This is a genomic window from Mesorhizobium sp. M0195 (assembly GCF_040322115.1).
Taxonomy (GTDB): Bacteria; Pseudomonadota; Alphaproteobacteria; order Rhizobiales; family Rhizobiaceae; genus Mesorhizobium.
The window spans coordinates 224,243-243,743 of the sequence record NZ_JAMYSV010000001.1 but is presented as its reverse complement, the minus strand read 5'-3'; the positions used below and the strand labels follow the sequence as shown (position 1 = coordinate 243,743).

The window sequence follows — 19,501 nt, the reverse complement described above, 5'->3', positions numbered from 1 at the left end:
CGCTTGGTTGTTGTTCCTGCCGGGCGCTGAACGCCCGGCAGGAAAGCCTCGTCTCAGAGGCCGTTGTCCTTCAGGATCTGGGCGGCATTTTCCTTGGTGATCTTCTCCGTCGGCAGGGTGATGGTCTTTTCCACTTTCTCCCCGTTCAGGAACTTGATCGCCTGCCGCAGCCCTTCGGCGCCCGGCGTCACATAAGTGAACGTCGCCGTCAGCTCGCCATTGGCGACCAGCTGCACGCCTTCATTGGGCAGGCCGTCGATGCCGATGAACTTGATGTCCTTCTCACGTCCGACGTCCTTGGCGGCAAGATAGGCGCCATAGGCCATCGGATCATTGTGGCCGTAGACAAGATCGATTTTCTCGTTGTTGCGCAACGCCGTCGCCATGATGTTGTAGGCCTGGTCCTGCTTCCAGTCGCCCGACTGCTGGTCGAGCAGGTATTTTATGCCCGGCTCCTTGTCGGTGAATTCATGGAAACCGTCATGGCGGTCGTGTGCCGGCTGGGTGCCCATGCCGCCCCAGATCTCGACAACGTTGCCGGCGGCCTTGCCCTTGCCGCCAAGCAGCTCGACGGCATATTCACCGGCAGCCCGGCCGATCAGCTTGTTGTCGCCGCCGACGAACTGCGTGTAGTCGTTGGTTTCGACGTTGCGGTCGAGCACGAAGACCGGGATCTTGGCATCGATCGCCTGCTGCACGACACCGGTCAGGCCGGCGGATTCTTTCGGTGATACCAAGAGCGCATCGACCTCCTGACGGATAAGGTTTTCGACATCGGCGACCTGCTTCTCGGTCTTGTCCTCGCCGTCGGTGATGATCAGCTCGACTTCCGGATGCTTGGCCGCTTCGGCCAGGATGTCCTTGTTGAACTGGGCGCGCCAGGGTTCGATGGTCGTCACCTGCGAGAAGCCGATCTTCCACTTCTTGTCCTGCGCATGGGCGCCGCCGCCAAGCATGGCGGTCGTGGTCAGGAGTGCCGCTGTCAGCCCGGCGAGCTTCAACAATTCACGTCGTTTCATTTCTTGTTTCCTCCAATATTCAGAGACGCGGTCTCTTGCGACGGCCGCTTTGCCGCGGCCGTTTCCTTGTGCGCTTGCCCGCCGGGCAGTCGCAGATAGAAGAGAAGATCACCGGCACTGCGCTCCTGTACGAGCACGGTACCGATGATGATCATCCCCTTCAGCACCAGCTGAAGGTTCGAATTGATGTTGTGCAGCTGCAGGATGTTGGAGAGCAGCCCGAAGATCAGCACGCCGCAGAACGTCCCGGTGAGGCTGCCGCGTCCGCCCATCAGGCTGGTGCCGCCGATGACCACGGCGGCAATCGCGTCGAGCTCCAGCCCGGCGCCGGCGTCCGGCTTGCCTTGCCGGTACTGCGCGACATAGAGCACCGCCGCGATGCCGGCCAGCAGCCCTGACACGGCATAGGTGGCGATCTTCACGCGGCCTGCGGCGATGCCCGACAGCCGCGCCGCCTCCTCATTGCCGCCGATCGCATAGACATAGCGGCCGAACGGGGTGAAGCGCAGCACAGCGCCGTAGATCAGGATGGCGCCGAGGAAGAACAGGCCCGGCATCGGGATCACACCGAATACCAGCGAGCGCAGCATTTCGAAATCGGCGGTGGCATTCGAGCCGGTGTAGACCGGCAGCACCGCATTGTTCTGGCCGGCTGTCAGCCGGGCGATGCCGAGCGCAGTGACCATCATCGCCAGCGTCACGATGAAGGGCTGCAGCCGCCCGGCGACGATGATGAAGCCGTTGAGCGCGCCGAACAGCAGGCCGACACAAGGCGCCACCAGCAGCACGCCGAGCACGCCGAATTTTGAGCCCACCTGCGGCAGCAGGAACCACAGCACCAGACTGCACAGGATCACCCCGACAATGCCGGGTGTCACCAGCCCGCGAACGCTGTCCAACCTGATGTCGTGCGTGGCCTGCGCGCCGGCGCGGGATTTTTCGATGTTCAGCAGGATGAAACGAGTGACGAGAATGCCGAGGCAAAGGGCTGCCAGGGCAACTGTCGGCACCCCCAGCACCACCGCCGGCGTCACGCCGGGGACCGTCAGCAGCATGGCACAGACGACCGTGCAGATAGCCATCAGCGAGCCGACGGAAAGGTCGATACCGCCGGTGATGATCACCGCAGTCATGCCGGTGGCAATCAGCCCGGTGGTCGACACCTGGCGCAGCACGTCGAGCAGGTTGCCGTAGGACAGGAAGATGTTGTTGCCCTTGGAGCTGATCGGCGAGCCGAGCACGCCGATCAGGAAGATGGCGATCAGGCCCCAATAGAGCTTCGTCCGGGACAGGATATGCAAAATGCTCATGCGGCAGGCCTCGTCATCGTCCGTCGCGGCGCCGCAAGCCGCATGATGGCCTCCTCGCTGGCTTGCGCGCGGGACAGGATTCCCGTCTGGCGGCCGTCGGCCATGACGAGGATACGGTCGGAAAGATGCAGCAGTTCCGGCAATTCCGAGCTGATGACGGCGATCGCCAGCCCGTCTCGCGCCAGCTTGAAGATGAGATCGTAGATTTCCCGCTTGGCACCGACATCGATGCCGCGTGTCGGCTCGTCGAGCAGCAGCACCCGCGGCCTCGTCGCTAGCCATTTGCCGATGACGACCTTCTGCTGGTTGCCGCCGGACAGCGTGCCGGCCGGCTGCTCGACGGTCTCGCAGCGAATGCCGAGCGCCTTGACGGCGTCCCGTGCCAGCCCTTGCTCACCGGCCAGCGAGCGCACGCCGAACCGCGCCAGCGCGCCGACCAGCGGCAGCGCGACATTGTCGGTGATCGAGGCCTCGAGATGCAGGCCTTGCGTCTTGCGGTCTTCCGTGACCAGGGCGATGCCGAGCCGGCGCGCATCGCGCGGCGAACGGATTTCTACTGCCTCGCCATCGAGCCTGATCTCACCGCCGGCACGTCCGCCGCTGGACCCGAAGATGGTTTCCAGGATTTCGGTACGGCCCGAGCCCAGCAGCCCGCCGATACCGAGGATTTCTCCTGCGGCAAGATCGAAGCTGACGCCGTCGAGCACGGTGCGCCAACCATGGCGATTGGGCTTCGACAACGACAGCTCGCTTACGGACAGGACCGTGTTGCCACCGGGGATGCGGTGCTCCTGGGAGGAAGCAAGCAGGTTTCGCCCGACCATCGCCGAAATTATGGCGTCTTCGTCGAGCTTGTCCATCACCCGCGTCAGGACGTGGCGTCCATCGCGAAACACGGTGACGCGGCTGGCCAGATGCATGACCTCGTCGATGCGGTGCGAAATGTAGACGATCGCCACGCCGCTGTCGGCGAGCTGGCGGATGATGCGGAACAGCCGCTGGCATTCGGCCGGCGAAAGCGCCGAGGTCGGCTCGTCCATGATCAGAATGCGCGCCGACATCGACAGCGCCTTGGCGATCTCGACCAGCTGCTGTTCGCCGACGCGCAAGGCACCGACGCGCGCATCCGGGTCGAGCTCGATGCCGAGCCTTTGCAAGAGCGCGCCGGCAGCGCGGCTGCTCGCCTTGCGGTCGACGATCAGCCCGGCGATCAGCTTCTCGCGGCCGAGAAAGATATTGTCGGCGACGCTAAGTTCGGGAACGAGGTTCAGCTCCTGGTGGATGATGGCGATGCCGGCGCGCTCGGCTTCGCGGACGCCGGCAAAGCGCACCGGATGGCCATCGATACTGACCGTTCCGTTATAGTCCGTATAGACGCCGGACAGGATCTTCATCAGCGTCGACTTGCCGGCGCCGTTCTCGCCCATCAGCGCATGGACCTCGCCGCGCCGCAGTTCGAAGCCGACATCGACAAGCGCGGCGATACCGCCGAAGGACTTGGAGATGTGCTCGGCGCTCAGCACGATCGCCGAGCCGTCCGCCACAACGCCTTGCGCAGGGATGGAATTGCCGTGCTGCATGATAAGGACGGCCTCCCTCCGTCGTCACCGAACACCTCAAACGCTAATCTAAACGTTTCGATCATGTCAAGGCAATATCTGGAGCCTGAGATTGTTCCATTTCAATTCTTGCGCAAAATCATAAGATTCCGTACGTATTGCTACCGTGGAGTGGTGAAACGTTTCGAAAATGACAGCGTCAGGACGAAAAAAGCAGCGCAAATTCACTGCTCCGACCATGCTTCACGTGGCCGAGGCCGCGCGTGTTTCCGTGGCCACCGTGTCGGCGCTGATCAACGGCACCGCGACCGTCAGCCCCGAGCTCAGCCAGCGCATCGAACAGGCGATCCGCGACATCGGCTACAAGCGCAACGCCATTGCCCGCAGCCTGAAGATGGGCACCACACGCACCATCGGGCTCACCGTCCCCCACATCACCAACCCGTTCTTCACCGACGTGGTTTCGGTCATCCAGCAGGCTTTCGACAGGGCCGGCTACGCCGTCATGCTGTGCTGCACCGACGAGCACCTGAACACGCAGGACGACCAGATCAGACTGCTGCTCGACCGCATGGTCGACGGACTGATCGTCGCGCGTGTCGGCGACGGCGCGATCCTCAAACGGATTGTCGACGACGCCAACGTGCCGGTCGTGCTGCTCGACCGTGTTTGCCAGGGTGTCGACACCGATGCCGTCGTTCTCGACAACCAGCGCGCGGTGTTCGACGCCATCACCTACCTGATCGATCTCGGCCATCGGCGCATCGGCTACATCTCCGGCTCGTTCGATATCTCGCCGATGCATGACCGCATGGCGGGATACCGCGAGGCCCTCCAGGCCGCCGGCCTGCCGGCCGAGGCCGAACTCGTCCGCTTCGGCAACTTCCATGAAGTCGACGGCTACAACGCCACCATGCAGCTGCTTTCGCTGCACGACCGGCCGAGCGCCATCTTTTCGGCCAACAACCCGATGGTGATCGGCACGATGAAGGCCATTCGCGATATCGGCCTGTCCTGTCCGGAGGATATTTCGGTCGCCTGCTTCGACGACTTTCCGTGGTCGGATGTGTTCCGGCCGCAATTGACCACGGTCGCACAGCCGGTGCAGGCGATTGGCGAACAGGCGGCCAATCTGCTGCTCGACCGGCTCGCCGGAAACAGGGATGCGCCGCCGCGCAAGCTGACGCTCAAGGGACGCTTGATGATCCGCAATTCATGCCGTCCGCTAGGTGCAACTGCGCAGAGCGTCAGCGCGTAGCGCTTGGGCTCTGTTCAGAAACCTTGCAATGCCGGACGGACAGCGCTCCCCTGTCCTGCCGACCCCGGGCCTTCGCAGCCACTACGGGCGTTCGTCTTTCGAAAACCGAGCAATTGAAAGACGCGGCGCCGATCGAGCCAAGTGGCCAACAATCAGCCAGCCGACAGTCAGGAAAATCTTGGCAATCGAAGCATGTCGGTTTAGGAATATGACGAGATGCGGCTGATCGCCCACACGGGCGCCGGCTTGAGTCATGCGCGTGAAATCGATCCTAATCGGGCTGGTACTTGCTGGGATGGTCGCATTCTTCGGCTGCACCACCGGCGGCGCATTAAAGACTTTCCCCTCGGCCTATGGCGGCCTCACCGACGCCGGTTTCCGCGTTCCGCCGGTTCCGATCTACAAGGTCGACCAAAAGTTCCATCGGCAGACAGTGCCTTATGCGACTGAAGAGGCGCCGGGCACCATCATTGTCGATACAGGAGCGAAGTTCCTCTACTACGTGTTGGGAGACGGTCAGGCGCTGCGCTACGGAATCGGCGTCGGCAAGGCGGGCTTCGAGTGGCATGGCACTGCTCACGTTGCGAGGAAGCGCGAATGGCCGGATTGGAGCGCGCCGTCTGCGATGATCGTGCGCGAGCAGAAGCGAGGCCGCATCATACCGGCCCATATGGAGGGCGGACTCATGAACCCGCTCGGGGCGCGGGCGCTCTATCTCTTTAACGAGGAAGGTGACACTGGATATCGCCTGCACGGTAGCCCTGAATGGTGGTCCATCGGCAAAGCTGTGTCGGCGGGCTGCATTCGCCTCATGAACCAGGACATCATCGATCTCTATGACCGCGCCACAATCGGCACCAAGGTGATCGTCATTTAGTGGACGCCGCGTTTCCCGCTAACGGACGAGCATGACGGATCGAAAACCTCCGCGTAAAACGCGCGAAATGTTCGCTATGTCTTCGCACACCTGTTCGCGATGTTCCCTGCCTAAGGCCGGCCTTGCCCGCAACAGTGGCAAGTGGCGAACCAACTCTCAGGCAGCTTCCGACAGCGAGTTGTGAGCGTCGGCCAGGATCTCGAACGAGCGCACCCGCGCCGCATGGTCGAAAATCTGCGCTGTGACCATCAGCTCGTCGGCCCCTGTGCGGCGCACAAACGCCTCGATGCCTTGCCTGACCGTTTCCGGGGAGCCGACGACGGCGCAGGAAAGCGCTTGGCCGAGCATGGTCTTGGCCATTGGATCGAGGTCGCGCTCATATCCTTCGACCGGCGGCGGCAATCGGCCGGGCCGGCCGGTGCGCAGATTGACGAAGGCCTGCTGCAGCGAGGTGAACAGCAGCCGCGCCTCGGCATCGGAAGGAGCGGCGAAGACGTTGAGGCCGAGCATCACGTAGGGCTTGTCGAGCTGCTCCGAAGGCTGGAAACGCGAGCGGTAGATCTCCAGCGCATGGTTGAGCTCGGCCGGCGCAAAATGCGAAGCGAAGGCGTAGGGCAGGCCGAGCATGGCGGCAAGCTGCGCGCCGTAGAGGCTGGAGCCGAGAATCCAGATCGGCACCTTTTCGCCTTCGCCGGGCACCGCGCGGATGCGTTGGCCGTCTTCGGCCGGCTGGAAGTAACCCTTCAGCTCGACGACGTCCTGCGGGAAATTGTCGGCGCCAGCATCGAGGTTGCGGCGCAGCGCCCGTGCCGTGGCCATGTCGGTGCCGGGCGCCCGCCCGAGGCCGAGATCGATGCGACCAGGATGCAGAGCGTTGAGCGTGCCGAATTGCTCGGCGATGACCAGCGGCGAATGATTGGGCAGCATGATGCCGCCGGCGCCGACGCGTATCGTCTTGGTGCCGCCGGCCACATGGGCGATGACCACCGAGGTGGCGGCGCTGGCGATGCCCGGCATGTTGTGATGCTCTGCCAGCCAATAGCGCCGGTAATCCAGCCGCTCGGCATGGCGGGCGAGATCGAGCGAATTGGCGAGTGACTGCGAAGCGTTGCTGCCTTCGACGATCGGCGACAGGTCGAGAACGGAAAGAGCGGTCATCGGCGCGGGTTTCCTGTGGGCCGAACGGATGTAGGAAGCCGTTGCCGAGGCGGCAAATTCAAAATGTTGATTGAGCACTGCGGCACAACGGACGTGCGACCGATGCAAGGTCGTGATCCGCCCCAATCGGGGGACGCTTTTGACCCTTAAGCCGCTACTTTTTCGCCTCGTGAATTTCTTCGTCCTCGATCACCGCCGTATGCTGCGCCGCGAGGAAATTGCCGACATGACTAAGGCCGTCGAAATGATCGCAGAACACCTTGATGACGACCAGCAGCGGCACCGCCAGCAACGCGCCGACGAAACCCCACAGCCACGACCAGAAGGCGATGGCGATGAGGATCGCCACTGCGTTGATCTCGAGACGGCGGCCGACCACCGTCGGCGTCACGAACTGGCCTTCGACAACATCGCACATAAGGACGAAGGCCGGCGCCAGCAGCGCGTAGGAAATCGTGTCGAAGCTGATCAGCGCGATGATCGTGACCAGTGTGATGGTGGTCAGCGCCCCGATATAAGGCAGGAAATTGAGCAGAGCCGCTGCCGCGCCCCAGACCTGCGCGTTGGGCACGCCGAGCGCCCAAAGGCCGAGCCCGATGACAATGCCGAGACATGTATTGATGACCGTGACGGTAAGCAGATAATGCGAGATTTCACGTTCGACGTCGTAGACGACGCGCAGCGCCCGCTTCTTTTCGCTGAGACTGGGGAAGGACTGGACGATCTTTTCATAGAACATCGTGCCCGACGCGAGCAGGAACAGCGACAGGACGAAGACGATGGTAACGCTGACGCCAGCCGACAGCACATTGCCGGCGGCCTGCGAGAGAATACCGGATGGCGCCATCGCCACCCTCTGAACGCCCGGCTCCTGGGATGTCTGTGTCAGGCCCTCGATCTGGCGCGAAATCTCCACGATCCGTTCGAACGGACGGCGCAGTTGTGCCAGACGTTCGGTAAGCTGCTGGCCGATCGTCGAGGTGTTGTTGATGAGGTCGATGACCGGGCCGCTGAGCAGATATCCCGCGACGGCGACGAGGCAGAACGAAAGCAGCACCAGCAGTGTCGCCGAAATGACATCGGGCATGCCATGCTTGCGCAGGAAGCGAACGATCGGCGTCAGCGTCAGCGCCAGCAGGAAAGCCAGAATGACCGGCATGAAGAAGGCGCGGGCGAAGTAAAGCGCGTAGATCGCCATAAGGATGAAGATGCCGACGAGCAGCGAACGCATCAGATGCGCATCCGCCCGCGCCTCGACGCGCGGATCCGGGCTTTCGGCAGCGCTTGCGCCCGAAGCGGCGGGTTCGGCTTTCATTCTGACCCTCGGCGGCACACCGCGATTGGTGCAGACCGTTGGCGAAAACGCCTCTGTCGCTTCAAGGTTCCGTTAGCCGGCGTCACCGGCAAGGCCGCCTCGCGGCCTTGGCAATGAATCAGGTGACTGGGAATCAGGCAACCGGCGCCGCCACGGCGGGAACGGCCCTCGCAGTTTCCCGGCGCACGATCGGCGCCACCTTGGTGCCGTAGAGTTCGATGGCCTTCATCACCTTGGCGTGCGGCATGGTGCCGATCGCCATTTGCAGCAGGAAGCGGTCGTTGCCGAATATCCTGTGCTGGGCAATGATCTTCTCGGCCACCTGTTCTGGATTGCCGACGAACAGCGCGCCGTTTGGGCCGCGCGATTGGTCGAAATGCGCCCGCGATGTCGGCCCCCAGCCGCGCTCGCGGCCGATACGGTTCAGCACCTCGGCCTGCGGCCCGTAGAAATCGTCGGCTGCCTGGTCCGTGGTCTCGGCGATGAAGCCGTGCACGTTAAGACTGGTGGCAAGGCTTGTCGGATCGTTGCCGGCGCGTCGGGCTGCATCCCTGTAGATGTCGAACAGCGGTGCGAACCGCGCCGGCTCGCCACCGATGATCGCCAGTGCCAGCGGCAACCCGAGCACGCCGGCGCGGGCGACGGATTGCGGTGTTCCACCGACGGCGATCCAGATCGGCAATTTGTCCTGCAAGGGCCGGGGATAGACGCCGCGATCATTGATCGGAGCGCGCAGACTGCCCGACCAGGTCACCTTGACATGATCGCGGATGGCGAGCAGCAGGTCGAGCTTCTCGGCAAAGAGCTCGTCATAATCTTCGAGATTGTAGCCGAACAGCGGAAAGGACTCGATGAACGAGCCGCGCCCGGCCATGATCTCCGCCCGGCCGCCGGACAGAAGGTCGAGGGTGGCAAACTGCTGGAAGACGCGCACCGGATCGTCGGACGACAGCACGGTGACAGCGCTGGTCAGCCTTATGCGCCTGGTTCGTTCGGCGGCCGCCGCCAGTGCCACCACCGGAGCGGAGGCAGCGTAATCGGGACGGTGGTGCTCGCCGAGACCAAAGACGTCCAGCCCGACCTGGTCGGCGAGCTCGATCTCCTCGATCAAATTGCGCAGCCGCTCGTGCGCACCGATCGCACCGGGACCCGGTTCCGGGCTGACGTCGGCGAAAGTGTAGAGACCGAGTTCCATAGTGTGTCATCCCAGCGTTTGTCCTGGCGCTACAGGTAGCGATCAGTCCGCCGCCCCGCCAGATGGCTGGATGGTGAACAGTGCGGGTGCCTTTCAGCCGAATTCAATCGAAATGGCGTCTCCCGGCTGCAACAGATCAGAATTTCATGGCTGGCATACCGTTTTGGCGCTTGAACTCTCGGTTTTCACGCGTATGTAAGCCTCGCAAATTGACTTCAGGGAAGTGGACTTGGTTATCTATAGGGAAAAAGACGTTTTCGAGCGGCGCAATGCCGCGAACGAGGCAAAGAAGGCGCTTCTGGAGCGCTTCAAGGCAAAGCCGGCGGCAGATGATCCAGCGGTGCTGGCACGACAGGCCGAGCGCAAGGCGATCCTCGAGGCCCGCGCGATACGTGAGGCCGAAAAGGCCAGGCTGAAGCAGGAAAAGCTGGCGCGCGAAGCGGCCGAAAAGGCCGAGCGCGAGGCAGCCGCCGAAGCGGCACGCATCGCCGCCGAAGAGGCCGCACAGGCCGAAGCGAAGATCCGGGAAGCTGAAGAGAACGAGCGCATCGCCCGTTTTCTTGCCGACGAGGCCGAACGCAAGGCCAAGCGTGACGCCCGCTATGCCGCGCGCAAGCAGCGCACCGGCAGGACGCCGCCCGGCTTCTCCGCGCGATAACGCCTTCCGGCACTGATTCAAGCCATCGGAACGCTCCGTTTCGATGGCTTTCGGCCGATTTCTTAAATGCGCGAAATCTATCTTCGCCGCATCCATAGGGGATGCGCGTGAGCTTAGTGAACAATCATACCGGCCGCGTTTGCGGCCGGTCGAAATAAGCCGAAACGGTAGCTGCGGCCCTACTTGTCCTTCAGCTTCATCGCCTTCACCGGCGGTGCCTTCAGGGCCGGCGCCGGAGCTGGTTTCTTCGCGTCCTTCTTCGGCTTGCGGGCTTCCTTGCCTGCCTTCATCGCACCCTTAGCCATGATTCGTTCCTCCAGTTGACGTCTGGCGAAGTGAAACAAGAGAAAACGCTCGACTGCAAGAGGCCGCTGCCGGGCAGTCGCCCTGACCGATGGCTGTTAACCGGTTTCTAATTCCCTCGTAAACCGCAGCGGTCCGTGCCATGGTCTTCTTCGCACTGCAGCATCAGCCCTCGCGTTTCGCCGGCTGATGATCAGGCAGGCCGGTCAGGACGACAATGCGGATCCACATCGGTTGCCAGATGAGCTTCGACTTCCCGCAGGAAACACCGCTGATCGCGATGCTAAATGTCCATTATTCGCGCGCATCCGATCTTGAGCGGCCGGACTTCCTGACGTCGAACCCGCCGGTGCCGATCGAGAGCTACCGCGACAGTTTCGGCAATTGGTGCAACCGTCTCGTTGCGCCGGCCGGGCGCTTTGCCTTCGGCACCGACGCGGTCATCCGCGACCCCGGCTCCTTCGAGACGCGCGAGCTGACGGCGTGGCAGCACGAGGTGCGCGATCTGCCGTCGGAGACGCTGCTGTTCCTGCTGCCCAGCCGTTATTGCGAGAGCGACGTGCTGTCGAATGAAGCGTGGCGGCTGTTCGGCAGCACCCCGCTCGGCATTCCGCGCGTCCAGGCGGTCTGCGACTTCGTCCATAACCATATCGTCTTCAACTATTTCAATGCACGGCCGACGCGCACCGCCGCCGAGGCCTATCGCGAGCAGAGTGGTGTGTGCCGCGACTTTGCTCACCTCGCTGTTGCCTTCTGCCGCGCCCTGAATATTCCAACCCGCTACTGCACCGGCTATATCAGTGACATCGGCCTGCCAAAGCCGTGGTCGGACATGGATTTCGCCGCCTGGATGGAGGTCTATCTCGGCGGCCGCTGGCACGCGTTCGACCCGCGCAACAATGCGCCGCGCATCGGCCGCATCCTGATTGCCTCCGGGCGCGATGCCGCTGATGTGCCGCTGACCCACATTTTCGGGCCGGGCGCGCTGGCTGGCTTCAAGGTCTGGACGGACGAGGTCGTGGAATAGCCCGCGCCGCCCTTTTGAACAACTGACCTTGTGAACAACTCGGCGCTTCAGGCGTTGTGAGAGTTGTGGAGCGTGGGCGGACGCTCCGCCAATCTCGGTGCATCAACCAAGGCAGCACACCGTGGCGGCGCATGGCGGGTCGAAAAAAGTGATCTATGCGGCGCTCGCCGGGAATCTTGCGATCGCACTGACCAAATTCGCCGCTGCCTTGTTCACGGGCAGCTCGGCAATGCTCTCGGAAGGCGTCCACTCGCTCGTCGATACCGGCAATGGCAGCCTGCTGCTTTACGGCATGCACCGTGCCGCGCGCCCGGCCGACCGCACGCATCCGCTCGGCCATGGCCGCGAGCTGTACTTCTGGAGCTTCATCGTTGCGCTCCTCGTCTTTGCACTGGGCGCCGGCATATCGTTCTACGAAGGCGTGACGCACATCATGACGCCGGAGCCGATTGCCAACGCCAAGGTGAACTACGCTGTCCTTGGCCTTTCCTTCCTCTTCGAAGGCACTTCTTGGCTGGTGGCGCTGAAGGAGTTCCGCCACCAAAAAGGCAGCCACGGCTGGCTCGAGGCGGTGCAGCTCAGCAAGGATCCGAGCGTCTACACCGTACTCTTCGAGGACAGCGCGGCACTTCTCGGCCTCGTTGTCGCCTTCGCCGGCATATCGGCGGCGGAACTGCTGGATATGCCGAAGCTCGACGGCGCCGCGTCGATCGGCATCGCGCTGATCCTGGGCGCAACCGCGATCTTCCTGGCGCGCGAAAGCAAAAGCCTGCTGCTCGGCGAGCCGGCTTCGCCCGAGGTGCAAATGAAAGTATTGGACATCGTCCAGCAGGACCCGGCGGTGCAGCGGGCGAATGGCGCGCTGACGCTGCATATGGGTCCGCAGGAGATCGTCGCCGCTCTGAGCATCGAGTTCGAGGACCACTTGTCGGCGCCCGAGATAGAGACCTGCGTCGAACGCCTCGAGACGCGGCTGAAAGCGGAGATGCCGGAGGTGACGCGGCTGTTCGTCAAGCCTCAGACCACCGGCACCTGGGAACGCCGGAGCAAGGCCTTGGCGGGGGCATCCGGACAAGAACCGGCCTAAGGAAAATGGCTTGAGGAAATCGATGCGCCATCGGGCAGTCCCGGCTATGATCGCAGGCAAAAGCTCGGGAGGAACGAAGATGAAAATCGACGGCGGGTGTCATTGCGGCGCCATCACTTACGAGGCCGAGGTCGATCCGGAAAAGACCACCATTTGTCACTGCATCGATTGTCAGAAGCTAACCGGAACGGCCTTTCGCGTCACCGTGCCGGCGTCCGAGGACAATTACAGGATCACCAAGGGCAAGCCGAAAATCTACATCAAGACCGGGTCGAGCGGCGCCAAGCGCGCCCAGGCGTTTTGCGGTGAGTGTGGCTCGCATCTCTACGCCACGTCGGCGGGCGAGGGACCGAAGGTTTACGGCATCAGGGTCGGCACGGCACGGCAGCGCGAGCAACTGGTGCCGAAAAAGCAGATCTGGCACCGCTCGGCGCTGCATTGGCTGCCGGAATTCGAAGGCACGACCATCATCGAGGAGCAGTAGCGCCAGATCCGGGTGAAGCCTCCGGTTCCGGCGTAGCTCTCAATCGTCGCCTTCGATGACCCTTAGCCTCAATTGCCCGGTTTTCGAATCAGCGACGCGCGGGCTGCTTTCCGCTTTTGCTCCGCTGCCATTCGAACCAGCGATATCCTCCGCCGGCTGCACGCCAAACTCCAGCGCCTCGATCTTTTGTCCGCGCCGGGTCACCTTCGATGTCGAGACCAGGATGTCGTCGATATCCTTGGCCGATTGACCGAAATGCGTCTGCAATTTGCGCACCCGCTCGTCGAGCCGGGAGACGTCTTCCATTAGCCGGATGACCTCGCCCTGGATCAGGTGCGCCTGCTCGCGCATGCGGGCATCCTTGAGGATTGCCTGGATGACCTGGATCGACAGCATCAAAAGCGATGGCGAGACGATGACGATCCGCGATCGATGCGCCTTTTGGACAACGGCCTCGAAATTCTCATGGATTTCGGCGAACACCGATTCCGAGGGCACGAACATGAAGGCGGTGTCCTGCGTCTCGCCCTGGATCAGGTATTTTTCGGAAATATCGCGGACATGCACCTCGATGTCGCGGCGGAAAGCCTGTGCTGCCGACTTCTGCAGGTCGGCGCCTTCGGCGGCACGGATGGCATTCCACGCCTCGAGCGGAAACTTTGCGTCGATGGCAAGTGACGGCGCGCCGTTCGGCATCTTCACCAGGCAGTCGGGCCGGCTGCCATTCGACAAGGTCGCCTGGAATTCATAGGCGCCGTGCGGCAATCCGTCGGCGACGATGGCCTCCATGCGCGACTGGCCGAAGGCGCCGCGCGTCTGCTTGTTGGAAAGGATCGCCTGCAATTGCACGACCTGGCCGGCCAGCGACTGGATATTGCCTTGCGCGATATCGATAACCGCCAGCCGTTCCTGCAGCTTGGCGAGGCTCTCATGCGTCGATCTCGTCTGCTCGGTCATGGTCTGGCCCAGGCGGCCGGTCATGGCATCGAGGCGCTGGCCGATCGACTGGGTCAGTTCCGCCTGGCGCGCCCCGAACACTTCGGCGATGGCGCCCATGCGGCCTTGCATTTCCGCCTGGCTTGCCAAGATGCCGGCCATCCGCACCTCGGCGTCACGGGCGTGGTCGGCGGCTTCGGCGGCCGCCACTGCACGCGCCTTGGCCGATCGCCAGAGCGCAACGACGAGCGCCACGAACAGTCCAAGGAACAGCATTGCGCCGAAACCCAGGGCTTGGCCGAGCGTGAGCGTGGTGGCGCCGAGGCGGGCGACAGGTTCGGACAGGATGGTGGCCAGATCGTTCATGCCGACAGCATAGATGATTCGGTCTGCCGGCACAGATCAAAACGTGAACGACCCGAAGCCGTCCCGGTTGACGCTTTTCCTGCGAGGTCTTAGGTGAGACGTCATGTCGATCAAGCCGCTTATCATCCTCCCCGATCCCGTCCTGCGCCAGGTTTCAAAACCGGTCGAGCGTGTCGATGGCGATTTGCGCAAACTGGCCGGCGACATGCTGGACACTATGTATGACGCGCCCGGCATCGGCCTCGCAGCGATCCAGGTCGGCGAACCCTTGCGCATGCTGGTGATCGACCTGGCCAAAGAGGACGAGACGCCGGCACCGCACGTCTTCATCAATCCCGAAATCCTCGAAAGCTCCGACCAGCGTTCGGTCTACGAGGAAGGCTGCCTGTCGATCCCGGATTACTATGCCGAGGTCGAGCGTCCGGCGGCGGTGCGGGTGAAGTTTCTCGACCGCGACGGCAAGCTGCAGGAGATCGAGGCCGAGGGGCTGATGGCGACCTGCCTGCAGCATGAAATCGACCACCTCAACGGCGTGCTGTTCATCGATCACATCTCCAAGCTGAAGCGCGACATGGTGGTCAAGAAATTCAAGAAGCTCGCCAGGGACAAGGCGCCGGGCAAGATGGTGGGGTAGGCGTCGACGAAATGCCCCTGCGTGTCATCTTCATGGGTACGCCTGAATTCTCCGTGCCGACGCTGCGGGCGATTGCCGGGGCCGGGCACGGGTTGACGGCCGTCTACACGCAGCCGCCGCGCGCCGGCGGCCGGCGCGGGCTCGAACTGACGCCGTCGCCGGTGCAGCGTGAGGCGGAGCGGCTGGGCGTCGAGGTGCGGTCGCCGGTGTCGCTGAAGGGCGAGGCGGAGCAGGAGGCGTTCCGCGCCTTGGGTGCCGACGTCGCCGTGGTCGTCGCCTACGGGCTGCTTCTGCCCAAACCCATTCTCGAGGCGCCGCGGCTCGGTTGCCTCAACGGTCACGCATCGCTATTGCCGCGCTGGCGCGGCGCTGCCCCTATCCAGCGCGCCATCATGGCCGGCGATACCGAAACGGGCATGATGGTGATGCGGATGGACGAAGGCCTCGACACCGGGCCGGTGGCAATGGTTGAAAAATGTCCCATTGGACCCGACATGACGGCCGGCGATCTGCACGACCGGCTGATGGTCCTCAGTGCTGCGCTGATGGTGCAAGCGCTCGAGCGGCTGGAGCGGAATACGCTGACATTTACCACACAGGCGGAGGTGGGGGTGACCTACGCCAAGAAAATCGATAAATCGGAGACTCGCATAGCCTGGCTGCGACCTGCTGGCGACGTGCACAACCAGATTCGCGGCCTGTCGCCCTTTCCCGGTGCATGGTGCGAGGCCGAAATCGGCGGCCGTGTAGAACGGCTGAAACTGCTTCGCTCGACGCTCTCGCAAGGCGCCGGCGAACCGGGAGGAATTCTCGATGACCGGCTGACGGTCGCCTGCGGGTCAGGCGCGATCAGGCTGGTCGAAGTTCAACGTGCGGGCGCAAGGCCCATAGCCGCGCAGGAGTTTCTGCGCGGGGCCAAGCTCGAAAAAGGAATGAAATTGTCATGAGCATGATGTCCATACGCGCGGCGACGCCGCGGGACCGCGAGGCGATCCGCCTTGTCGAAGAACACGCATTCGGCCAGCAGACGGAGGCCGGACTGGTCGACGCGCTGGTCAGCGGCGGTGATGCCGTCGTCGAACTGGTGGCGGACGAAGACGGGCAAGTGGTCGGGCATATCCTGTTTTCACGGCTTTTCGTGCAGAATGGCGGCAAGAGCTTCCCGGCGGTGGCTTTGGCGCCTTTGGCGGTCGAGCCGTCGTTCCACGGCACCGGCATCGGCGGTGCGCTGGTCCGCGAGGCGCATATCCGCCTGAAGGCTGCTGGCGAGACGCTCGCCGTGGTGCTCGGCGATCCGGCTTACTATGGCCGTTTCGGCTACAGCCGCGCCCGTGCCGCAAAATTCGAGAGCGACTATCAAAGCGAAGCCCTGCAGGCGCTTGCCTGGGGCGAGGCGCCGGAGACCGGCAGGCTGGTCTACGCCTCGGCCTTCGGCTCAGCCCTCGCCGCCTGATTTCGCCTCGATCCGGGAATGCCGCGTTTTCGCCTCGACATCGAATATGACGGCAGTCTCTTCGCCGGCTGGCAGCGCCAGGCCAACCAGCCATCGGTGCAGCAGGCGATCGAGCAGGCGATCGAGAAGTTCTGTGGTGAGCAGGTTTCGCTGCGCGCCGCCGGCCGCACCGATGCTGGCGTCCATGCGACCGCTCAGGTGGCGCATGTCGATCTGATCAAGGCATGGCCCGGCGACAAGGTGCGCGACGCCGTCAACGCGCATCTGCAGGCGGCCAAGGCGCGCATCGCCATCCTGAAGGCCGCCGTCGTGCCGGATGGCTTCGATGCGCGTTTCTCGGCGATCGGCCGCCATTACCTCTACCGCATCGTCAATCGCCGCGCGCCGGCGGCGCTCGACAAGGGCAAGATCTGGTGGGTACCGAAGCAGCTCGATGCCGGGGCCATGCACGAAGCGGCAAAGGTGCTGCTTGGCCGGCATGATTTCACCACCTTCCGCTCGACCCAGTGCCAAGCCTCCAGCCCGGTCCGCACGCTCGACCGGCTGGATGTCAGCCGGGCGGGCGATTTCATTGAGGTCCGCGCTTCGGCGCGCTCATTCCTGCACAACCAGGTGCGCTCTATGGTCGGCTCGCTCAAACGCGTCGGCGAAGGCGGCTGGACTGTTGCCGACCTCAAGGCGGCGCTTGAGGCGCGCGACCGTGCGGCCTGCGGTCAGGTGGCGCCGCCCGACGGGCTGTTTCTCGTCGGCGTCGACTATCCGACGCCTGGCTGATCCGGAACGCTGATCCCGAGCAGCGCCTGCAGTCCGAACAGGACGATCAGCGAGGCCACGAACATGCCGGCAAAAACGGCGCTGCCGACGGCCGCACCCCTGCCGATCGCAACGTTGGTCATCCGCCAGGTCAAGACCATCGACAGCGCGAACAACAGCAGCGACACGAGTCCGGAGACTTCGTTGGCCGACGTCAGGAAAAGCCGGATCAACGCCGATGGCAGCATCATCCAGGCGATGATTGCCGAGGCCCAGTTGCTGGCCACGACATAATGGACGAAACGGCCGCCGACGCCGACCCGCGGCGCCACCAGCGCGAGGCCTATGAGCGGCAGCACCCAGGCGCCGATATCGACGGTGGCCAGGCGGATCAACATGCTGAAACGGCCGACGAATGCGTTGGGGTCGCCGATCTCGTTGGCAATACCGACCCAGCCGACGATCAGTGCCGGCGCCGCGACGACGATGGCAAAAAAGGAGTTCCAGAATCCGTCCGCCGAAAGGTCGAGCAGGCGAAATCCGTCGGCCTTGCCGAGCATCAGCCGCCAGGCACCGGCAAGCGAAGCGTAGGTTTCATCCGCTGAAAGCATCACTAGGATATGTCCTGCGCAAACCAGTCTTCAACGAAGCGCAGATAAATCTGCGTCAGCGTCTCGAGGTCGGCAATCGCCACGCGTTCGTCGACCATGTGCATGGTCTTGCCGACAAGGCCGAATTCGACCACCGGACAATAATCCTTGATGAAGCGGGCATCGGAGGTGCCGCCGGAGGTGGAGAGCGCAGGCTTCCTGCCGGTCACCGCCTTGATCGAGCCGCCAAGCGTCTCGATCAACCTGTCGTCGCGTGTCAGAAAAACGTGGCTCGGTCCGTCGCGCCAAGCGATCTCGTAGTCGACGGGCGTCGCCTTGCCGGCGCGGTATTTCTTGCGTTTCGCCGCCCGGTCGAGGCGGTTGTGGATCTCGGCCTGGATCGTCTCGGCGGTCCATGTGTCGTTGAAGCGAATATTGAAGGTAGCCGCCGCCTTCGCCGGGATGACGTTGGTGGCTGGATTGCCGACATCGATGGAGGTCACCTCAAGATTGGTCGGCTGGAAATCCCTTGTTCCGTTGTCGAAGACGGGGTGAAGCAAGGCGTCGACCAGCGTCACCAGGCCGCGCACCGGGTTGTCGGCCAGCTGCGGATAGGCGGCGTGTCCCTGGCGGCCGTTGACGACGACCGTGCCCGATAGCGAGCCGCGCCGGCCGATCTTGATCATATCGCCGAGCGCGTCGGGATTGGTCGGCTCGCCGACGATCGCAGCATGCCATTTCTCGCCTTTGGCGGCCGCCCATTCGAGCAGTTTCGTCGTGCCGTTGATCGCCGGACCTTCCTCATCGCCGGTTATCAGCAGCGAGACCGACCCCTTCGGGCCGCCCTTCTGCGCGATGTGTCGCGCTACCGCCGCGACGAAACAAGCAATGCCGCCCTTCATGTCGACGGCGCCGCGGCCGAACATCTCGCCATTGGCGATGTCGGCGGCAAAGGGCGGGTGCGTCCAGGCTGTTTCATCGCCCACCGGCACGACATCGGTATGGCCGGCAAACATCAGATGCGGGCCGTTGCCGGAACGCCGCGCATAAAGGTTCTCTATGTCAGGTGTGCCGGATTCGGAAAACACCGGGCGCTCGACGGCAAAGCCGAGCGGCTTCAACATTTCTTCCAGCGCGCTCAGCGCACCGCCTTCGGCGGGCGTCACGGAAGCGCAGCGGATGAGAGCAGCCAGATTTCTGGTCGGATCGGTAGGCAGCGTCATGGGCAAAGCGATAGTCGAAAGCGCAGGGACTGTCACGGCCAGACATAAGGGCCAGACATGCCGCCGACATTATGGTTTTCATGTCGTATGATTGCGGCAAGGCCTCTCGACCATGGCAGGGCCATCGCATGATCACGCATGGCAAGACAATCGTAATCGCCGGTGCCGGCAGTATCGGCTGCTACGCCGGCGGCTGCCAGATACTTGCCGGGCGACAAATGGTTCTGCTGGCGGCCGGGCATCGAGAAGGCGCTGCAAGTAGCGGTCAAGAGCGGCGCGACGCAAGGCATGGCCGG

The 19,501-nt window shown here is 63.4% G+C and carries 21 protein-coding genes; 10 read left to right on the top strand and 11 right to left on the bottom strand.

Features of this window, described 5'->3' with window-relative positions; genetic code table 11:
• Nucleotides 1-53: 53 nt before the first annotated feature.
• From NKJ12_RS01200 to NKJ12_RS01190, 3 genes are read right to left on the bottom strand one after another with little or no spacing between them, the layout of a single operon-like run.
• On the bottom strand, nucleotides 54-1,019 hold the full coding sequence (locus NKJ12_RS01200; RefSeq protein ID WP_352506038.1) for a substrate-binding domain-containing protein: 966 nt from the start codon (nucleotides 1,017-1,019) through the stop codon (nucleotides 54-56).
• Nucleotides 1,016-2,329 (bottom strand): ABC transporter permease, encoded by a 1,314-nt coding sequence (locus tag NKJ12_RS01195; RefSeq protein WP_023676963.1) that lies wholly within the window; start codon nucleotides 2,327-2,329, stop codon nucleotides 1,016-1,018. The genes NKJ12_RS01200 and NKJ12_RS01195 overlap by 4 nt, the downstream gene beginning before the upstream one ends.
• Nucleotides 2,326-3,909, bottom strand: a complete 1,584-nt coding sequence (locus NKJ12_RS01190; protein ID WP_352472367.1) for a sugar ABC transporter ATP-binding protein — start codon at nucleotides 3,907-3,909, stop codon at nucleotides 2,326-2,328. Before NKJ12_RS01190 ends, NKJ12_RS01195 begins: the two co-directional genes overlap by 4 nt.
• Before the next feature lie 217 nt (nucleotides 3,910-4,126).
• On the opposite strand from NKJ12_RS01190, the gene NKJ12_RS01185 reads away from it, so the two are divergent.
• Together NKJ12_RS01185 and NKJ12_RS01180 are read left to right on the top strand one after the other, a co-directional pair.
• Nucleotides 4,127-5,146, top strand: a complete 1,020-nt coding sequence (locus NKJ12_RS01185; RefSeq protein WP_352449454.1) for a LacI family DNA-binding transcriptional regulator — start codon at nucleotides 4,127-4,129, stop codon at nucleotides 5,144-5,146.
• A gap of 253 nt (nucleotides 5,147-5,399) precedes the next feature.
• Nucleotides 5,400-6,023, top strand: a complete 624-nt coding sequence (locus NKJ12_RS01180) for a L,D-transpeptidase (protein ID WP_352449453.1) — start codon at nucleotides 5,400-5,402, stop codon at nucleotides 6,021-6,023.
• A gap of 156 nt (nucleotides 6,024-6,179) precedes the next feature.
• Here NKJ12_RS01180 and NKJ12_RS01175 read toward each other — a convergent pair whose 3' ends face one another.
• From NKJ12_RS01175 to NKJ12_RS01165, 3 genes are all read right to left on the bottom strand, one after another.
• The gene (locus tag NKJ12_RS01175) at nucleotides 6,180-7,181 is read right to left on the bottom strand and encodes an LLM class flavin-dependent oxidoreductase (protein WP_352701009.1); all 1,002 of its coding nucleotides are present in this window, start codon (nucleotides 7,179-7,181) and stop codon (nucleotides 6,180-6,182) included.
• Between the two features lie 154 nt (nucleotides 7,182-7,335).
• Nucleotides 7,336-8,496, bottom strand: a complete 1,161-nt coding sequence (locus NKJ12_RS01170; RefSeq protein WP_352477022.1) for an AI-2E family transporter — start codon at nucleotides 8,494-8,496, stop codon at nucleotides 7,336-7,338.
• Nucleotides 8,497-8,629: 133 nt separating this feature from the next.
• On the bottom strand, nucleotides 8,630-9,691 hold the full coding sequence (locus tag NKJ12_RS01165) for an LLM class flavin-dependent oxidoreductase (RefSeq protein WP_352701008.1): 1,062 nt from the start codon (nucleotides 9,689-9,691) through the stop codon (nucleotides 8,630-8,632).
• A 229-nt stretch (nucleotides 9,692-9,920) separates the two neighbouring features.
• On the opposite strand from NKJ12_RS01165, the gene NKJ12_RS01160 reads away from it, so the two are divergent.
• The gene (locus tag NKJ12_RS01160; protein ID WP_352701007.1) at nucleotides 9,921-10,349 is read left to right on the top strand and encodes a DUF6481 family protein; all 429 of its coding nucleotides are present in this window, start codon (nucleotides 9,921-9,923) and stop codon (nucleotides 10,347-10,349) included.
• A 179-nt stretch (nucleotides 10,350-10,528) separates the two neighbouring features.
• Here NKJ12_RS01160 and NKJ12_RS01155 read toward each other — a convergent pair whose 3' ends face one another.
• Nucleotides 10,529-10,654: a hypothetical protein gene (locus tag NKJ12_RS01155; RefSeq protein ID WP_013528464.1), complete on the bottom strand. Its 126-nt coding sequence runs from the start codon at nucleotides 10,652-10,654 to the stop codon at nucleotides 10,529-10,531.
• 215 nt (nucleotides 10,655-10,869) lie between these two features.
• Between NKJ12_RS01155 and NKJ12_RS01150 the strand changes: the two genes are divergently transcribed.
• The 3 genes from NKJ12_RS01150 to NKJ12_RS01140 all read left to right on the top strand — a co-directional run bounded on the left by NKJ12_RS01150 (nucleotide 10,870) and on the right by NKJ12_RS01140 (nucleotide 13,250).
• On the top strand, nucleotides 10,870-11,679 hold the full coding sequence (locus NKJ12_RS01150) for a transglutaminase-like domain-containing protein (RefSeq protein ID WP_254815869.1): 810 nt from the start codon (nucleotides 10,870-10,872) through the stop codon (nucleotides 11,677-11,679).
• Nucleotides 11,680-11,800: 121 nt separating this feature from the next.
• Nucleotides 11,801-12,766: a cation diffusion facilitator family transporter gene (locus tag NKJ12_RS01145; RefSeq protein ID WP_352477025.1), complete on the top strand. Its 966-nt coding sequence runs from the start codon at nucleotides 11,801-11,803 to the stop codon at nucleotides 12,764-12,766.
• 79 nt (nucleotides 12,767-12,845) lie between these two features.
• Nucleotides 12,846-13,250, top strand: a complete 405-nt coding sequence (locus NKJ12_RS01140) for a GFA family protein (RefSeq protein ID WP_352701006.1) — start codon at nucleotides 12,846-12,848, stop codon at nucleotides 13,248-13,250.
• A 39-nt stretch (nucleotides 13,251-13,289) separates the two neighbouring features.
• Here the strand turns inward: NKJ12_RS01140 and NKJ12_RS01135 are convergent, their stop codons facing one another.
• The gene (locus NKJ12_RS01135; RefSeq protein ID WP_352701005.1) at nucleotides 13,290-14,552 is read right to left on the bottom strand and encodes a DNA recombination protein RmuC; all 1,263 of its coding nucleotides are present in this window, start codon (nucleotides 14,550-14,552) and stop codon (nucleotides 13,290-13,292) included.
• A gap of 103 nt (nucleotides 14,553-14,655) precedes the next feature.
• Here NKJ12_RS01135 and def point away from each other — a divergent pair, with 103 nt between their 5' ends.
• From def to truA, 4 genes are read left to right on the top strand one after another with little or no spacing between them, the layout of a single operon-like run.
• Complete coding sequence (gene def / locus NKJ12_RS01130) at nucleotides 14,656-15,186, top strand: peptide deformylase (protein ID WP_023676950.1); 531 nt, start codon at nucleotides 14,656-14,658, stop codon at nucleotides 15,184-15,186.
• Nucleotides 15,187-15,203: 17 nt separating this feature from the next.
• Nucleotides 15,204-16,133, top strand: coding sequence for a methionyl-tRNA formyltransferase (gene fmt, locus NKJ12_RS01125; protein ID WP_352701404.1), 930 nt, complete (start codon nucleotides 15,204-15,206; stop codon nucleotides 16,131-16,133).
• The gene (locus NKJ12_RS01120) at nucleotides 16,130-16,639 is read left to right on the top strand and encodes a GNAT family N-acetyltransferase (protein WP_352701004.1); all 510 of its coding nucleotides are present in this window, start codon (nucleotides 16,130-16,132) and stop codon (nucleotides 16,637-16,639) included. Before fmt ends, NKJ12_RS01120 begins: the two co-directional genes overlap by 4 nt.
• Nucleotides 16,640-16,657: 18 nt before the next feature.
• Complete coding sequence (gene truA, locus NKJ12_RS01115) at nucleotides 16,658-17,413, top strand: tRNA pseudouridine(38-40) synthase TruA (RefSeq protein WP_352701003.1); 756 nt, start codon at nucleotides 16,658-16,660, stop codon at nucleotides 17,411-17,413.
• Here truA and NKJ12_RS01110 read toward each other — a convergent pair.
• Genes NKJ12_RS01110 through NKJ12_RS01100 form a run of 3 tightly spaced genes read right to left on the bottom strand, consistent with a single transcriptional unit; the run spans nucleotide 17,395 to nucleotide 19,474 of the window.
• The gene (locus NKJ12_RS01110; RefSeq protein WP_254815875.1) at nucleotides 17,395-18,003 is read right to left on the bottom strand and encodes a transporter; all 609 of its coding nucleotides are present in this window, start codon (nucleotides 18,001-18,003) and stop codon (nucleotides 17,395-17,397) included. The two genes, truA and NKJ12_RS01110, sit on opposite strands and share 19 nt — an antisense overlap.
• Nucleotides 18,004-18,005: 2 nt before the next feature.
• The gene (gene dapE / locus NKJ12_RS01105; RefSeq protein WP_352701002.1) at nucleotides 18,006-19,205 is read right to left on the bottom strand and encodes a succinyl-diaminopimelate desuccinylase; all 1,200 of its coding nucleotides are present in this window, start codon (nucleotides 19,203-19,205) and stop codon (nucleotides 18,006-18,008) included.
• 32 nt (nucleotides 19,206-19,237) lie between these two features.
• A complete protein-coding gene (locus NKJ12_RS01100; protein WP_352701001.1) occupies nucleotides 19,238-19,474 on the bottom strand; it encodes a hypothetical protein in 237 nt (78 codons plus the stop codon).
• Nucleotides 19,475-19,501: the final 27 nt, after the last annotated feature.

Excerpts from the sequence above, each read along its gene's own strand:
- NKJ12_RS01200 (WP_352506038.1), bottom strand. The coding sequence starts at position 1,019 with ATGAAACGACGTGAATTGTTGAAGCTCGCCGGGCTGACAGCGGCACTC.
- NKJ12_RS01195 (WP_023676963.1), bottom strand. The coding sequence starts at position 2,329 with ATGAGCATTTTGCATATCCTGTCCCGGACGAAGCTCTATTGGGGCCTG.
- NKJ12_RS01190 (WP_352472367.1), bottom strand. The coding sequence starts at position 3,909 with ATGCAGCACGGCAATTCCATCCCTGCGCAAGGCGTTGTGGCGGACGGC.
- NKJ12_RS01185 (WP_352449454.1), top strand. The coding sequence starts at position 4,127 with ATGCTTCACGTGGCCGAGGCCGCGCGTGTTTCCGTGGCCACCGTGTCG.
- NKJ12_RS01180 (WP_352449453.1), top strand. The coding sequence starts at position 5,400 with ATGCGCGTGAAATCGATCCTAATCGGGCTGGTACTTGCTGGGATGGTC.
- NKJ12_RS01175 (WP_352701009.1), bottom strand. The coding sequence starts at position 7,181 with ATGACCGCTCTTTCCGTTCTCGACCTGTCGCCGATCGTCGAAGGCAGC.
- NKJ12_RS01170 (WP_352477022.1), bottom strand. The coding sequence starts at position 8,496 with ATGAAAGCCGAACCCGCCGCTTCGGGCGCAAGCGCTGCCGAAAGCCCG.
- NKJ12_RS01165 (WP_352701008.1), bottom strand. The coding sequence starts at position 9,691 with ATGGAACTCGGTCTCTACACTTTCGCCGACGTCAGCCCGGAACCGGGT.
- NKJ12_RS01155 (WP_013528464.1), bottom strand. The coding sequence starts at position 10,654 with ATGGCTAAGGGTGCGATGAAGGCAGGCAAGGAAGCCCGCAAGCCGAAG.
- NKJ12_RS01150 (WP_254815869.1), top strand. The coding sequence starts at position 10,870 with ATGCGGATCCACATCGGTTGCCAGATGAGCTTCGACTTCCCGCAGGAA.
- NKJ12_RS01140 (WP_352701006.1), top strand. The coding sequence starts at position 12,846 with ATGAAAATCGACGGCGGGTGTCATTGCGGCGCCATCACTTACGAGGCC.
- NKJ12_RS01135 (WP_352701005.1), bottom strand. The coding sequence starts at position 14,552 with ATGAACGATCTGGCCACCATCCTGTCCGAACCTGTCGCCCGCCTCGGC.
- def (WP_023676950.1), top strand. The coding sequence starts at position 14,656 with ATGTCGATCAAGCCGCTTATCATCCTCCCCGATCCCGTCCTGCGCCAG.
- NKJ12_RS01120 (WP_352701004.1), top strand. The coding sequence starts at position 16,130 with ATGAGCATGATGTCCATACGCGCGGCGACGCCGCGGGACCGCGAGGCG.
- truA (WP_352701003.1), top strand. The coding sequence starts at position 16,658 with ATGCCGCGTTTTCGCCTCGACATCGAATATGACGGCAGTCTCTTCGCC.
- NKJ12_RS01110 (WP_254815875.1), bottom strand. The coding sequence starts at position 18,003 with ATGCTTTCAGCGGATGAAACCTACGCTTCGCTTGCCGGTGCCTGGCGG.
- dapE (WP_352701002.1), bottom strand. The coding sequence starts at position 19,205 with ATGACGCTGCCTACCGATCCGACCAGAAATCTGGCTGCTCTCATCCGC.